Below are 13943 nucleotides of genomic sequence, written 5' to 3' on the forward strand. Positions count from 1 at the left end.
CAGCTAACTTGCTATAGTAAGGTCTGTTAAATTATCTGTAAAAAGAGTCGACAACGTCTTTATGAGTACATCATCTGAATATGACTTTTGGGTCAAATTAGCGAGCCGCGCTTCAGTCGCTACAGCACTGTGCCTTATCGTGATCAAATTATTGGCTTGGTTGTATTCAGGCTCTGCCAGTATGTTGGGGTCATTAACGGATTCATTTGCTGATGCACTCGCGTCGATAGTTAATTTTATTGCCATTCGATATGCCATTGTTCCTGCGGACAAAGATCACCGATATGGTCACGGAAAAGCTGAGCCATTAGCGAGTTTGGCGCAAGCTGCGTTTATTTTAGGTTCGGCGTCGTTGTTATTATTGTATGGCGGCGAAAAGTTAATTCATCCAGTACCAGTTACCAATGCCATGAGTGGTATCGTGGTGACTATTATTGCGATAGTCATGACATTTGCCCTTGTTTTGTTGCAACGACATGCTTTGAAAAAAACTAAGAGCTCGTTAGTTGAAGCTGATTCGTTGCATTATAAGTCGGACTTATTATTGAATGCGGCTGTGTTGTTCGCTCTAATATTGGCGCAATATGGCTGGTGGTGGGCTGATGGTTTGTTTGCGGTGTTCATTGCATTTTTTATCGGCAATCAAGCGCTTGGGTTAGGTTATCGTTCAGTTCAAAGCTTGCTTGATCGCGAATTAGACACTGAGACTCGTGATAAAATTAAAGCCTTAGCTAAGCAAGATCCTCGCGTCCAAGGCATTCATGATTTACGTACTCGCCAGGCTGGGAAAACGACCTTTATTCAGTTGCACATGGAATTAGCGGGTAACTTATCATTGCATGATGCCCATGAAATAGCAGATAAAGCAGGCTTGACGATTAAAGCGGCGTTTGATGATGCAGAGGTGATTATTCACCAAGATCCGGTGTAGAGAGATTAGAGAATCGTAATCAATGCCAGCTCAACAATATTTGTATTTAAGCTGGCACAGGTTAGTGTTTAGTCGTGTTAGCTTAAAATCCCTGTGCACGAAATTGTGCTAAAGCTTGCTGCACTATGTCTGTAATACTGGCATCAATATCGACGGTTACCACTAATGGTTCATTAGTGGGTTCTTCTAATGTGGCAAACTGGCTATCGACCATGTTCTGTTTCATAAAGTGGCCTTTTCTTGCCATTATCCGCGCTAAAATCAGTTCATAGCTACCCTTTAAATATAAAAATCCGACCTGTTGATTACCTTTACGGATTTGATCTCGATAAGATTGTTTGAGTGCTGAGCAGCCAATGATCAACGTTTTATGTTGGGTTTCAAATTCGAAAGCCAAATCTCGAATACGTGATAACCAAGGTGCCCTATCGGCATCGTTTAGGGGTTCTCCTCGAGCCATTTTTTCTATGTTGGCTTGCGGATGCAGATCATCACCGTCTACAAAAGTGGCATTCATCACTTTTGCTAACAGTTCGCCTACGCTGCTTTTACCACATGCGCACACACCCATTACAATAATGCATTTCCCTGTCATTCTCTTACCATTCCTTAATATAAGCTTATATAATTAAAGGCTTATTTTTTCAGCTCAGTTTATGTCTTGAGTTTACTGATCTCATTGAGGTTTGTGAATTCGAATTAGCACTCTCATTAATCTCTTTGGAATATAGTATGGACACAATAGTACCAACCGCAGACCCGACTTACTTGCTGATGATCGCTGCGCTAGCCATTATCGCGTTATTAATACTGATTATTAAAATGAAACTGCACGCTTTTGTGTCATTAACATTGGTGTGTGTGGCAACAGCACTGGCCAGTGGTATTAATAGTGATCAAGTGGTGCCAACAATGATGGCGGGTTTTGGTGGCACTTTAGCTTCTGTTGCCTTGCTTGTTGGTCTTGGCGCTATGATAGGGAAGATTTTGGAGGTAACTGGCGGTGCGAAAGTGCTTGCTGATAGTTTAATTTGCCGTTTTGGTGAAGAAAAAGCCCCATTAGCCTTAGGTATTGCTTCGTTATTATTTGGTTTCCCAATATTTTTTGATGCCGGCCTAATTGTGATGATGCCGATTATTTTTAGTGTTGCTAAACGCTTTGGCGATTCACCTCTTAAGTATGCTTTACCGTCTGCCGGTGCATTTGCCGTGATGCATGCGTTTGTTCCTCCACACCCTGGACCGGTAGCGGCTGCGGATTTACTCGGCGCTAACATTGGTTTATTGCTCTTTGTTGGCATGATGGTGGCGATCCCCACTTGGTATATTGGTGCTTATTTATTTGGGTTATATGCGGGTAAAAAATTTGATATTCCCGTGTCAAAAGTGTTCCTCAGTACAGCTCCGATTATCGATGTCGATAAGATCCCGAACTTTGCCACGGTAATGTCGATTTTGCTGTTACCTGTGATACTCATTTTTATGGACACTGGGCTAAACACCTTAGCCGTTGCTGGCGTTATCGATGGTAAGTCACCAATAGTTGAATTACTGCGAATGCTGGGTAAGACGCCAATTGCATTACTGATTACCTTATTAGTATGTTTAGTGGTATTTGCCAAAGACTATGGTATGCAACAGCTTGAGAAATTGTGTGGCGACTCATTAGGGCCTATTTGCGCGGTTATATTAGTGACGGGTGCCGGTGGCATGTTTGGTGGCGTATTACGTGCAAGTGGAATTGGTCAGGCATTAGCGGATGCATTGTCACATACAGGTATGCCTCTAATCGTTGCGGCATTTGTCATTGCCACCTGTCTTCGGGTGGCACAAGGGTCGGCAACCGTGGCATTAACCACAACAGCGGCGTTAATTGCGCCTATGGTAGCGGCAACCGCTGGATTAAGTGCTTTGGATTTATGTTTTATTGTTATTGCCATTGCTGGTGGTTCAACTGTGTTATCACACTTTAATGATTCCGGTTTTTGGTTGGTTGGACGTTTAATGGGAATGGATGAAAAAACCACCTTAAAAACGTGGACCGTTATGGAAACCCTACTGGGTACTATTGCCTTTATCATTGTGGGTTCACTAAGCATACTGTTGTAAATATCAGCCAGTGATGGGGTTGATATTTTCGATACTAAAAAGCCGCAGTAGCGGCTTTTTGTTCATGTAATATAATGTGTTGATCGCCTTTAGATTATGTAAAAACAAGTTGATTAGTGATTTGGGATCGAGCTTGCTCTAATGCTGAATCTGCCCGCAAAATAAAACTGTCGATAGTATCATCGACTTGCCAGTTCGACACGCCAACACTGGCGCTAAAACGAATAGGCTTATTGGTTTCTGGTTCTCTTAGCGATTTATCGTCGTTGCTATGGCGAATATTCTCGGCAACATTTAAGGCTATCTTTTTGCTATTAGCTTGGATGATGGCAATAAACTCATCACCACACCAACGAGCGATTAAGTCGACTTCACCTAGATTGTTTTGGCAATGTTGAGCAAAATTAACTAAGGCTTTATCACCCATTTTATGGCCAAATAAATGATTAATTTGCTTTAAATCGTCTACGCCGATCAATAAACAATAAAGGTGCTCACGTTTAAGATTGGTATCGGTTATTAATCGCTGACTAAAATGCAATAGCCCTCGTCGATTCAGCACCTTGGTAAGGTAATCAATATAGATTTCCTTATTGAGTAAGTCCTTTAGCAAATAAGATTCAGTAATATCGAGCATGGTCATTTGAGTGGCGGGTTGTCCCTCCCAACTGATAACAGTCTCCAGTATTTTTACCCATATGAGACGACCACTTGAATGCAAGCACTGGATATCGACAGTCTGAGGTGTAATGGTATTGGCTAGCAATGCATTGTTAGCCTCTATTCGCTGTGCTTGATAACTAGGTTCAATGATACCCATAATCGATTTGAGTGACATAATACTTTGGCGATTAGGGTAACCAAGTAGGGTCGCGAGTGTTTCATTACAATATAGCGGGCTAAAGTTGCGATGCACCAAAACACCTTGCACCGATCCATTAGCTAACTGTTGATAGCGATGCTCACTTTGTACAACAGCTTGTTTGAGTGCGGTGACTTCGGTTAAATCAACAATCGTTATTTGCAGTGCTGTTCGACCTTGCCATTCGACAAGGTGTTCAATGGCTAATACATTAATCGTCATACCAAGACGGTTACGATTAATATAATTTCGCACCTGAGGCTTTTCGATTCCACTCATTAATGCATAGTAAGTGTGTGCCGCGAGATCCTGTAGTTCAGGATCGATTAACTCTAAAATACTTTTCAGCGCTAAGATTTCTTTAGCGGTTTGATAACCGAAGATTTTTGCATAACTATCATCTGCATACAGTGGTATAAAGTCTTGATGAATAACCACACCAAAAGGAGCATCAGAATTCACAATCTGTCCTTAGTTGAATATTACATTTTAGGCCGCAATTTTCATGGTACGTATACTATTGCTTCTGCAGCCAAGTCAATGCCATGTGTAAATGCGGTAACGTCGACTATTTGAGATCATGTTTTATATTAGAATTAGACAAAAATAGTGCTGCCACAGCAATAAGCTTAACAATGTTATAACATCATTATGGCTATATTGTGTAGTTCTGCTTTTAGTCCATTGATAGCTCTTTTAATTTACGAGTCAGAGTATTTCTTCCCCAGCCGAGGCGTTTAGCGGCTTCTTGTTTATGGCCTTGAGTATGTCTTAACGCTGTTTCAAGTAAGATACGCTCAAATTCAGGCTGAACTTCAGTTAATAAATCACTTTCACCCGCAGCAAGCTTTTCATCAATCCAATCTGTTAACGCGGTTTGCCAATCACTTGCTCCAGCTGTTTTCTGTTGGCTGCTAACCGGATCTTTGAGTAATTCTGGTGGTAAATCCTGTGGTAATATTTCTTGTCCAGAAGCCATTACAGTTAACCATCGACACGTATTTTCCAGTTGTCGCACATTGCCTGGCCAAGGTAAATTAGCCAGTTTTACTGCGGTGGCTTTGGTTAATATTTTGGGCTCTACGCCAATTTCTTTTGCTGCTGTGGTTAAAAAATGATTAGCGAGCTGGGCAATGTCTTCACGACGCTGTGATAATGGCGGTAGGTGAACTCGAATCACATTGAGACGATGAAATAAATCTTCACGGAAGGTGCCTTTTTGTACCAATACTTCAAGATTTTGGTGGGTTGCAGCAATAATGCGAACGTCCACCTGCACAGCTTGATGGCCGCCAACACGATAGAATTGTCCATCAGCAAGCACTCGTAATAACCGAGTTTGCACATCGATTGGCATATCACCAATTTCATCTAAAAATAAGGTACCGCCATTGGCTTGCTCAAAACGACCTTGGCGCACATTCGCGGCACCTGTAAATGCTCCTTTTTCGTGACCGAAGAGTTCTGATTCAATCAAATCTTTTGGAATGGCAGCCATATTAAGCGCAATAAAGGGTTTTTCTTTACGCGGACTGTGTTTGTGCAATGCCCCGGCAACGAGTTCTTTACCTGTACCCGATTGACCATTGATCAATACACTAATTGACGAACGAGATAAGCGACCTATGGCCCGAAAAACTTCCTGCATCGCTGGTGCTTCACCAATAATTTCAGGGGTTTTAATCGAAGTATCTATCACCGGCTGAGGTGTTTGCTCTGTGGCATGAGTCAGTGCACGTTCTACTAAATTAATCGCCTCGTCGATATCAAACGGTTTGGGCAAGTATTCAAATGCACCTGCTTGATATGCGCTCACCGCACTGTCTAAGTCAGAGTGAGCTGTCATGATGATCACTGGAATATGCGGATAATGCAGCTGTAAGCGATCCAGTAAGGTTAACCCATCAGTCCCTGGCATGCGGATGTCTGACACTATGACTTGTGGTTGAGATGCCTCTAAGGCTTGCCATAAAGATTCTGCAGCAGCAAAGCTGGCTGTTGACAGTGATGCGCCTTTAAGAGCTTTTTCGAGTACCCAACGGATCGAACTATCATCATCGAGGATCCAAACTTGTTCACTAATGTTCATGTTACTACCTCATTCTGCCTACATAGGGCATGCTAGTTATTGTAATGGCAGATTAATAATAAATTCGGTATGACCTGGAACCGAAATACAATCGATGCGACCGCGGTGTAATCGGGCAATGTTGTGTGCAATGGATAAACCTAATCCAGACCCTTCATCCCGACCGGTAACCATAGGGTAAAAAAGGGTATCCAATAGTTCAGATGGAATACCTGGGCCGTTATCAATAATCGACAATGCAAGTACCACTTTATAGCGGTGGGTTCCAATCGTGACCTGATGCTGGGTGCGAGTGCGGATAACAATATCTCCGCCACAATGCTCTAAAGCCTGAATGGCATTTTGGACAATATTCAATACAGCTTGTTGCATTTGATCTGAGTCCATTTCAATGTCAGGAATGGACGGGTCGTAATCTCGTTTTAAATGGATATTGTCTGGCAGCGCCATTTCAATTAGTTTAAGCACCTTTTCAATGACTTGATGAATACTTTGTTGTGTATGCTGTGTCGGACGTTGCGGGCCAAGTAAGCGGTCTACTAGATTACGCAACCTATCTGCTTGTTCGATGATTAAGGTGGTAAATTCTTTTAAATCAGGTGAAGTTAGTTCTCGAGATAATAACTGTGCCGCACCACGAAGGCCGCCCAGTGGGTTTTTAATTTCATGAGCTAAGTTACGGACCAAAAACTGTGCAGCTTGCTGTTGCGCGTCCATATTCAGCTGTTGATGAATACGCCGCTGTTGATCCACTTGACGCAGTTCTAAGATGCTGAGGTTATTATCATTTTCAATTGGCATCAAGGTAATATCAACAGTGTGATGCTGACCATCAAGGGTAATCAATACGGCAGTATTAATGGTGAGCCCTTGGCCGGCATTAACGGCATCGCGCAATAACTGTGGCTCAACTCCCATAAGCTGATAAAGTTCAGGAAGCGTTTGTTCTAATAGCTTGTGGTTACCGACCCCCAATAATTGTTCAGCAGCAGCATTGGCATAATATGGCTTGAGCTGATTATTAATAACCAGCACAGCGGTAACTAAGTGATTGAGCAGGTTATTTGTGTCCATTAGCCGTCCTAGTATAGGGTTGCACTATCATATTGCACCGAATTGGTGCAATTCGCAACCCGAAACACACAAGCTCTCACTAAGATAAGTAGTCACACATATTTTTTTAAGTTAATGAATAAACTGATTTTTATCTTATTTACTTGGACTTTCTTGCGGGTCCAAATACAGATGCTTGGTGAAGAAATATCTTTCTAGGAGAGCTTGATGCAAGGACTTTGCCGCTTTGTGTTACAGCATTAACAACCAGTGAGTGTTCACCTCGGTTAATGCCGGTTAATGTAAATATATTTGATGCTTGAGGTGGTGCAGTGACAATACCATCAACCAATAATGTCATCATCACACCGCGAGGCAGTTCCGGAGAGACACTTACTGATACAGTGAACGCGCCGTTATTATCTCGAATCGTTGCCTCTTCTTGAGGAGAAGTGATTGAGATTGAGTAGCTAATTGGGGCTTCTTTTGGCTCAGTGGTGTTGATTTTGGTGGGAGTGTTAATGGTTATATTATTCTGCGTATTTTCTTTTAGATCAACAGCTTCAGCATTCTTTTTCGCTTCATCTGAGTAATGCACTTTACCATTTTCATCGACCCAGCGGTAAACGGTTGCGAGGCTTTGCGCGCTTAATAATAATAAACCAATAAGGATGAGAATACGCATAATGCACTCCATAAAACGATAGTTTCAATTAGAGTAGACGTTTTTATAAAAAAAATCAGCTTAAACTGTGTTGTTTAAGCTGAATGTAAGCGGGCACTATTAAATCAATATTGTTTATTAAGGTGCAATAACCCTATATATATTGGCAGCAGTACTCTGAAATTTGTGCCGTACGGATACTAAAGCTCACATTTGGTGCAAGCTGAAAGTGAGTACCTGTAGCATAGACTGCCCATTCAGTTTGACCAGGCAATAACACTTCAAATTCGCCTGAGATGACCTGCATTATTTCACCTTGAGCAGTAGCAAATTCATATTCACCAGGCAACACAACACCTAAAGTTTGTTTACTGTCATCAGCCAATACCACACTTCTACTAATCACTTTACCGTTAAAATACACATTGGCTTTTTTAGCGACGCTTACCTGTTGCAACATACTCATATATTCTCCTTAAAAATCATCTTGAGTTGAATCTATCTGCGTTTGTCGGAAATATCTAGTTAAATGTTTTCATCTTGTATCATTAGCGTCGCTTCGCTGCTAGGGCGTGACTTCTTCACAGCTAGAATCGCTTCGCTGCTAGGGCGGACTGCGTACTGCTAGAGTTGCTTCACTGCTAGGGCGTGACTTCGCTGTTAAGCTGTTGACTTTATAGCCTCTAGCCGCGAAGCGTACTAGCAGCGCAGCGTCCTAGGCTCTTTTGCATTTAGCCTGTAGAGATCAGGCAACAAAAAGCCCAGATGCAGGCATCTGGGCTTTTTAGGTCTTAATGAGTGTTGCCACTCATTAATGGTAATTAACTGCGGTTATTACGCTTACGCTCGTTTTCAGTTAAGAATCTCTTACGAACACGGATGTTCTTAGGAGTTACTTCAACTAATTCATCATCATCGATGAATTCAAGAGCTTGCTCAAGTGTCAGTGTAATAGGAGTCGTCAATACTTGTGCTTCATCAGTACCTGATGCGCGCATGTTAGTTAGCTGCTTACCTTTCAAACAGTTTACTGTCAAATCGTTAGAGCGAGCATGAATACCCACTACTTGACCTTCATACACTTCAGCAGCGTGACCAATAAACATACGACCACGGTCTTGTAATGCGAATAAGGCGAATGTTAGTGCTTTACCTGTTGCGTTTGAAATCAATACGCCGTTAGCGCGTTGACCAATATCGCCACCTTTGTGTGGACCGTAATGATCAAATGAATGATAAATTAGACCAGTACCAGATGTTGCAGTTAAGAATTCGGTTTGGAAACCAATTAAGCCACGGCTTGGGATAACGAAGTCGATACGTACACGACCTTTACCATCAAGCTGCATGTCTTTCATTTCGCCTTTACGAACACCTAATTTTTCAATTACGGTACCTTGATGATCTTCTTCAACATCAACAGTAACTGTTTCGTATGGTTCACATAACTCACCATCGATTGTTTTTAGAATAACTTCTGGACGCGATACAGCTAATTCATAACCTTCACGACGCATGTTTTCAATTAGAATCGATAAGTGTAATTCACCACGACCTGAAACGCGGAAACGGTCTGGACTTTCTGTTTCTTCAACACGTAGTGCTACGTTGTGAACTAATTCAGTCTGTAAACGTTCAAGAATGTTACGTGAAGTAACGTACTTACCTTCTTTACCCGCGAACGGAGAAGTGTTTACTTGGAATGTCATCGTTAGTGTTGGTTCATCAACAGTTAACGGTGGCATTGCTTCTACTGCATTCACAGCACAGATAGTGTCAGAGATTTTAAGCTCGCCTAAACCTGTGATGGCAACGATGTCACCAGCATTTGCAATTGGTACTTCAGTACGATCTAGACCCATGTAACCTAATACTTGGCCCATTTTACCGTTACGTGTCTTACCGTCAGCGCCAATAATGGTCACTTGTTGGTTAGTCTTAACGCTACCACGGGTAATACGCCCAATACCGATAACACCCACGTATGAGTTATAATCGATTTGAGAAATTTGCATTTGGAATGGCGCTTCTGCATCAGCATCTGGGAAAGACACTTTCTCAACGATAGTTTGGAATAGCGGCGTCATATCATCGCTCGCTACATCTGGATCTAAGGTTGCAAAACCATTTAATGCCGAAGCATAAACGATTGGGAAATCCAGTTGTTCGTCAGTGGCACCTAAGTTAACGAATAAATCGAATACTTGGTCAATAACCCAATCTGGACGAGCACTTGGACGGTCAATTTTGTTGATAACAACAATTGGCTTAAGGCCTTGAGCGAATGCTTTCTTGGTTACAAAGCGAGTTTGTGGCATAGGACCATCAACTGCATCAACCAAAAGTAATACTGAGTCAACCATAGATAGAACACGTTCAACTTCACCACCGAAATCGGCGTGGCCAGGAGTATCTACGATATTAATACGGTAGTCGTTCCACTGGATGGCTGTGTTCTTTGCCAGAATGGTGATCCCACGTTCTTTTTCAAGATCGTTAGAATCCATAACCCGCTCAGTAGCTTCTCCACGAGATGCAAGGGTTCCTGACTGCGCCAACATTTTGTCAACCAGGGTTGTTTTGCCATGGTCAACGTGGGCAATAATGGCGATGTTACGTAAATTCTCTAGCACGGATAAACCTCTAAACCAGCAAATAAAAAAAAAGGATCTAACAGTAGTTATAGGTTATAGCTACTGTAAAAAAGCGTGCCATTCTACTTCACAGCAGCTTTTGTAGATAGGATTATTTTTGAACACTTGTAAATCTATCGCTTGCTATGGATTAAAAAACAGCATAAAACGTTTATATATTAAGCATAACCATACTGTAATACAAAAATGTGACATTGTTTAAAATAGCCATATTTACAGGGTGCACTATTATGGACTTTTGCACCATGATGAAACATAGTGGCGCTCGAAGATGGTGCAGATTTATTTTTTTGAAGATTTGATAGAAGTCTCATATCAATAAAATCAATTAGTTAGCGAAGTGGCATGAATATCGCTTATTACAGACCATTATGTACAGATTCGTTTTCCAGATGCACCATCTGGCGAATACCAAGATTATATTAAGGGACAACCCTTTACCCTACCGGAGGCTTGAGAATGTCAGTTGAATCAGTTTTAAAACAACTTGTAGAGTTAGAAGTTAAGTTTGTAGACTTACGCTTTACCGACACTAAAGGTAAAGAGCAGCACGTTTCTATTCCTTCTCATCAAGTAAATGAAGAATTTTTTGAAGACGGTAAAATGTTTGATGGCTCTTCAATCGCAGGCTGGAAAGGCATTAATGAATCTGACATGGTACTCATGCCTGATCCTACAACGTTTGTACTTGATCCTTTTACTGAAGAAACAACCGCACTTATTCGTTGTGATATTTTAGAGCCTGGTACTATGACAGGTTATGATCGCGACCCACGTTCAATTGCAAAAAAAGCTGAGCAGTATCTCATTTCTACTGGTATTGCAGATACAGTATTGATTGGTCCAGAGCCTGAATTCTTCCTATTTGACGATGTCCGTTTTGGTACTGACATGTCAGGTTGTTTTGTTAAAATTGATGCTAAAGAAGCTTCATGGAACTCAGCTAAAAGCTATGAAGAAGGTAACACTGGTCACCGTCCAATGGTGAAAGGTGGTTACTTCCCAGTTGCGCCAGTTGACTCTTCACAAGACTTACGTTCAGCAATGTGTTTAGTGCTGGAAGAAATGGGTCAAGTGGTTGAAGCGCATCACCATGAAGTGGCAACAGCCGGTCAAAACGAAATCGCTACGCGTTTTAACACATTGACTAAAAAAGCGGACGAAATTCAAATTCTTAAGTATGTCGTTCATAACATGGCTCATGCTTATGGCAAGACGGCGACATTTATGCCAAAACCAATCGTTGGCGACAACGGTAGTGGTATGCACGTGCATCAATCTTTGTCTAAAGATGGCGTAAACTTATTTGCTGGTGATAAGTATGCTGGTTTGAGTGACCTTGCTCTTTATTACATTGGCGGCATCATTAAGCATGCTCGTGCATTGAATGCATTCACTAACCCAAGCACTAACTCTTACAAGCGTTTAGTGCCACATTTTGAAGCGCCAGTTATGCTTGCGTATTCTGCTCGTAACCGCAGTGCTTCAATTCGTATTCCAGTGGTACCAAGCCCTAAAGGTCGTCGTATCGAAGCGCGCTTCCCTGATCCACATGCAAACCCATATTTAGGTTTTGCAGCATTGCTAATGGCTGGTCTTGACGGTATTCAAAACAAGATCCACCCAGGCGAAGCGATGGATAAAGATCTATATGACTTACCTGCTGAAGAAGCGGCTGAAATTCCACAGGTTGCGACTTCATTAGAAAACGCACTAGAAAATTTACAAGCGGATCATGAGTTCTTAACTAAAGGCGGCGTGTTCAGCGAAGACTTTATTCAGTCTTATATTCAGCTTAAAACAGCAGAATCTGAGCGTGTAGCGCGTACTACTCATCCACTTGAGTTTGAAATGTACTACAGCTTGTAACGACTCAATTGCTTCGGCAATAAATCAGTCAACAAAACCCGATAATCACTTATCGGGTTTTTTATGTGAAAAAATAACAATCTTGTCAGGCTTATTTTTTGTAGTGCGCAATTGTTTGATATTTTTGTGAATAACGTAAGTTTTTAGAGGATTTCACTCAAGAGTGTGATATTTATACCGTTAATCACTCACTCAAAAACGATGTGTTCAATGGATAAGAAAGACCTCAAGCTATTAGAAATACTGCAACGTCAGGGCCGAATGGCTGTTTCTGAATTAGCCGACAAGGTTAATATGTCAGATACTCCTTGTTTGCGACGAGTCAAAAAGCTTGAGCAAGATAAGGTTATTTTAGGTTATGGTGCGCAAGTTGATCCGCTAAAGGTAGGCTTGAATGTGGTGGTTTATACATCGGTTCGTTTAACTGAGCATACTGATCAATCAACCGCATTATTTGAATCTACTATGGCGCAACTCCCACAAGTGATGGAGTGTGCAGTAGTGACTGGGGCTTATGATTATGTGCTCAAAATAGTTGCTAAAGACTTAGTTTCCTATGAGCACTTCATCAAGAAATCTCTTGGTAACCTCAAGTTTGTCGCGAGTATTGAAACCACTGTGGTACTAAAGCAAATTTTTAGCCGCACTGCGTTACCGGTAGATGAATCGCCGATCGATTGATCTACCCTGGAATATCAATCAGTTCAACAATCTCCAAAGCAGCTGTCAGAACATCATAGATGACGAATGTAGAGACAGTGCTTTTGGGTATTGAATTGATGTTTTTGCTAATGACTAGCCTTGCTCCATTGACTCAATAAACTTATTTGATTCAGCGATTGATTTGTTCATGTCGTTAATCAGGCTGGATATGTCGGTTTGTAAATTGGCAAAATCGCCTTTAATGGCCCCAATCGCTTGCGCGTTTAGGTTATGTTTTAAATACAACATATTGTCTTTCATTGCCGTTAAAATGGGTGGCATTTTTGCTTCGGCACGACGCATGCTTTTGACCAGCGAGTTATATGAACGCTTGGTCTCATTGAGTTTGTTGGTGCTGTTGCGGCGTAAACTGGCTTTGCTAATTTCTTCGATTTCAGTTTGCCATTCGTCAAATAATGCATCAGCGACATCTTCGACTTTCTCGATGCGATTGCTGACTTCATCAGCTGCAGATTGAGCTGACTCATATTCATCTTTGGCTTTATTGTAGGCATCTTCTAAATCACCGCCATCAAATGCCAATAATGCCTGCATTTCTGCCAACGCAGAGCTAAACTCCTTTTGAGCGTCTTGTTGCGACTCTTTAGCGCTTTGTACTCTATCAACCATAATGTCGCGCTTGTGATAGCCGACTTTTTCCATTGCACCGTAGTAGGCGCTTTGACAACCGCTCAACAGTAAACTGCTACTTAATAGTGCCAGTGATATCCATTTTTTCATCAATGTGTCTCTTTTATTGTGTGAGGCGAAAAAGACTTCGCTGAGGTTAATTATTTGATTAACTGCCTGATTTAAATTTTGCAGCGTCGATGATGCTCCACAAATGGAATAGACCACCAATGATTGCAGGGATCACCAGCACAAAAAAGAAATAGCAAACGGCAGTAATGCAGAAAAATAATAAAGCCGCTAAGATACGCCCTTGTAAAAGCTGCCCTAAACCCGGGAAAAACAAACTCGCGACAGCTGCGGGCAATGTGCTCGCAGCT

Annotated in this window: 13 protein-coding genes; 4 read left to right on the plus strand and 9 right to left on the minus strand. The window is 41.8% G+C overall.

Annotated features, from left to right (window positions below):
* The first annotated feature begins 61 nt into the window (after positions 1-61).
* On the plus strand, positions 62-931 hold the full coding sequence (locus H5185_RS17540) for a cation diffusion facilitator family transporter (protein WP_182697718.1): 870 nt from the start codon (positions 62-64) through the stop codon (positions 929-931).
* Between the two features lie 82 nt (positions 932-1013).
* Here H5185_RS17540 and H5185_RS17545 read toward each other — a convergent pair whose 3' ends face one another.
* The gene (locus H5185_RS17545) at positions 1014-1526 is read right to left on the minus strand and encodes a gluconokinase (protein ID WP_182742739.1); all 513 of its coding nucleotides are present in this window, start codon (positions 1524-1526) and stop codon (positions 1014-1016) included.
* A 137-nt stretch (positions 1527-1663) separates the two neighbouring features.
* Between H5185_RS17545 and H5185_RS17550 the strand changes: the two genes are divergently transcribed.
* On the plus strand, positions 1664-3040 hold the full coding sequence (locus H5185_RS17550; protein ID WP_182697720.1) for a GntP family permease: 1377 nt from the start codon (positions 1664-1666) through the stop codon (positions 3038-3040).
* 94 nt (positions 3041-3134) lie between these two features.
* On the opposite strand, the gene H5185_RS23300 is transcribed toward H5185_RS17550, so the two are convergent.
* The 6 genes from H5185_RS23300 to typA form a co-directional block, all read right to left on the minus strand.
* On the minus strand, positions 3135-4364 hold the full coding sequence (locus H5185_RS23300) for a sensor domain-containing diguanylate cyclase (protein ID WP_182742740.1): 1230 nt from the start codon (positions 4362-4364) through the stop codon (positions 3135-3137).
* Positions 4365-4578: 214 nt separating this feature from the next.
* The gene (gene glnG / locus H5185_RS17560) at positions 4579-5991 is read right to left on the minus strand and encodes a nitrogen regulation protein NR(I) (RefSeq protein WP_124017439.1); all 1413 of its coding nucleotides are present in this window, start codon (positions 5989-5991) and stop codon (positions 4579-4581) included.
* A gap of 36 nt (positions 5992-6027) precedes the next feature.
* Positions 6028-7065, minus strand: a complete 1038-nt coding sequence (glnL, locus tag H5185_RS17565) for a nitrogen regulation protein NR(II) (protein ID WP_182723068.1) — start codon at positions 7063-7065, stop codon at positions 6028-6030.
* Between the two features lie 139 nt (positions 7066-7204).
* Positions 7205-7729 (minus strand): DUF4124 domain-containing protein, encoded by a 525-nt coding sequence (locus H5185_RS17570; RefSeq protein WP_182742741.1) that lies wholly within the window; start codon positions 7727-7729, stop codon positions 7205-7207.
* Between the two features lie 133 nt (positions 7730-7862).
* Positions 7863-8174, minus strand: coding sequence for a pyrimidine/purine nucleoside phosphorylase (locus H5185_RS17575; protein WP_124017442.1), 312 nt, complete (start codon positions 8172-8174; stop codon positions 7863-7865).
* A gap of 355 nt (positions 8175-8529) precedes the next feature.
* A complete protein-coding gene (gene typA, locus H5185_RS17580) occupies positions 8530-10341 on the minus strand; it encodes a translational GTPase TypA (RefSeq protein WP_124017443.1) in 1812 nt (603 codons plus the stop codon).
* 480 nt (positions 10342-10821) lie between these two features.
* Between typA and glnA the strand changes: the two genes are divergently transcribed.
* Together glnA and H5185_RS17590 are read left to right on the plus strand one after the other, a co-directional pair.
* Positions 10822-12231: a glutamate--ammonia ligase gene (gene glnA / locus H5185_RS17585; protein WP_124017444.1), complete on the plus strand. Its 1410-nt coding sequence runs from the start codon at positions 10822-10824 to the stop codon at positions 12229-12231.
* Positions 12232-12441: 210 nt separating this feature from the next.
* A complete protein-coding gene (locus H5185_RS17590) occupies positions 12442-12912 on the plus strand; it encodes an Lrp/AsnC family transcriptional regulator (protein WP_124017445.1) in 471 nt (156 codons plus the stop codon).
* A gap of 114 nt (positions 12913-13026) precedes the next feature.
* Here H5185_RS17590 and H5185_RS17595 read toward each other — a convergent pair whose 3' ends face one another.
* Together H5185_RS17595 and H5185_RS17600 are read right to left on the minus strand one after the other, a co-directional pair.
* Positions 13027-13674: a DUF2959 domain-containing protein gene (locus tag H5185_RS17595; RefSeq protein WP_124017446.1), complete on the minus strand. Its 648-nt coding sequence runs from the start codon at positions 13672-13674 to the stop codon at positions 13027-13029.
* A gap of 58 nt (positions 13675-13732) precedes the next feature.
* The gene (locus tag H5185_RS17600; protein WP_182742742.1) at positions 13733-13930 is read right to left on the minus strand and encodes a hypothetical protein; all 198 of its coding nucleotides are present in this window, start codon (positions 13928-13930) and stop codon (positions 13733-13735) included.
* Positions 13931-13943 lie beyond the last annotated feature (13 nt).

Origin of the sequence: Shewanella sp. SG44-6, from assembly GCF_014164185.1 — a bacterium.
In the GTDB taxonomy this organism is placed as follows: Bacteria; Pseudomonadota; Gammaproteobacteria; order Enterobacterales; family Shewanellaceae; genus Shewanella; species Shewanella vesiculosa.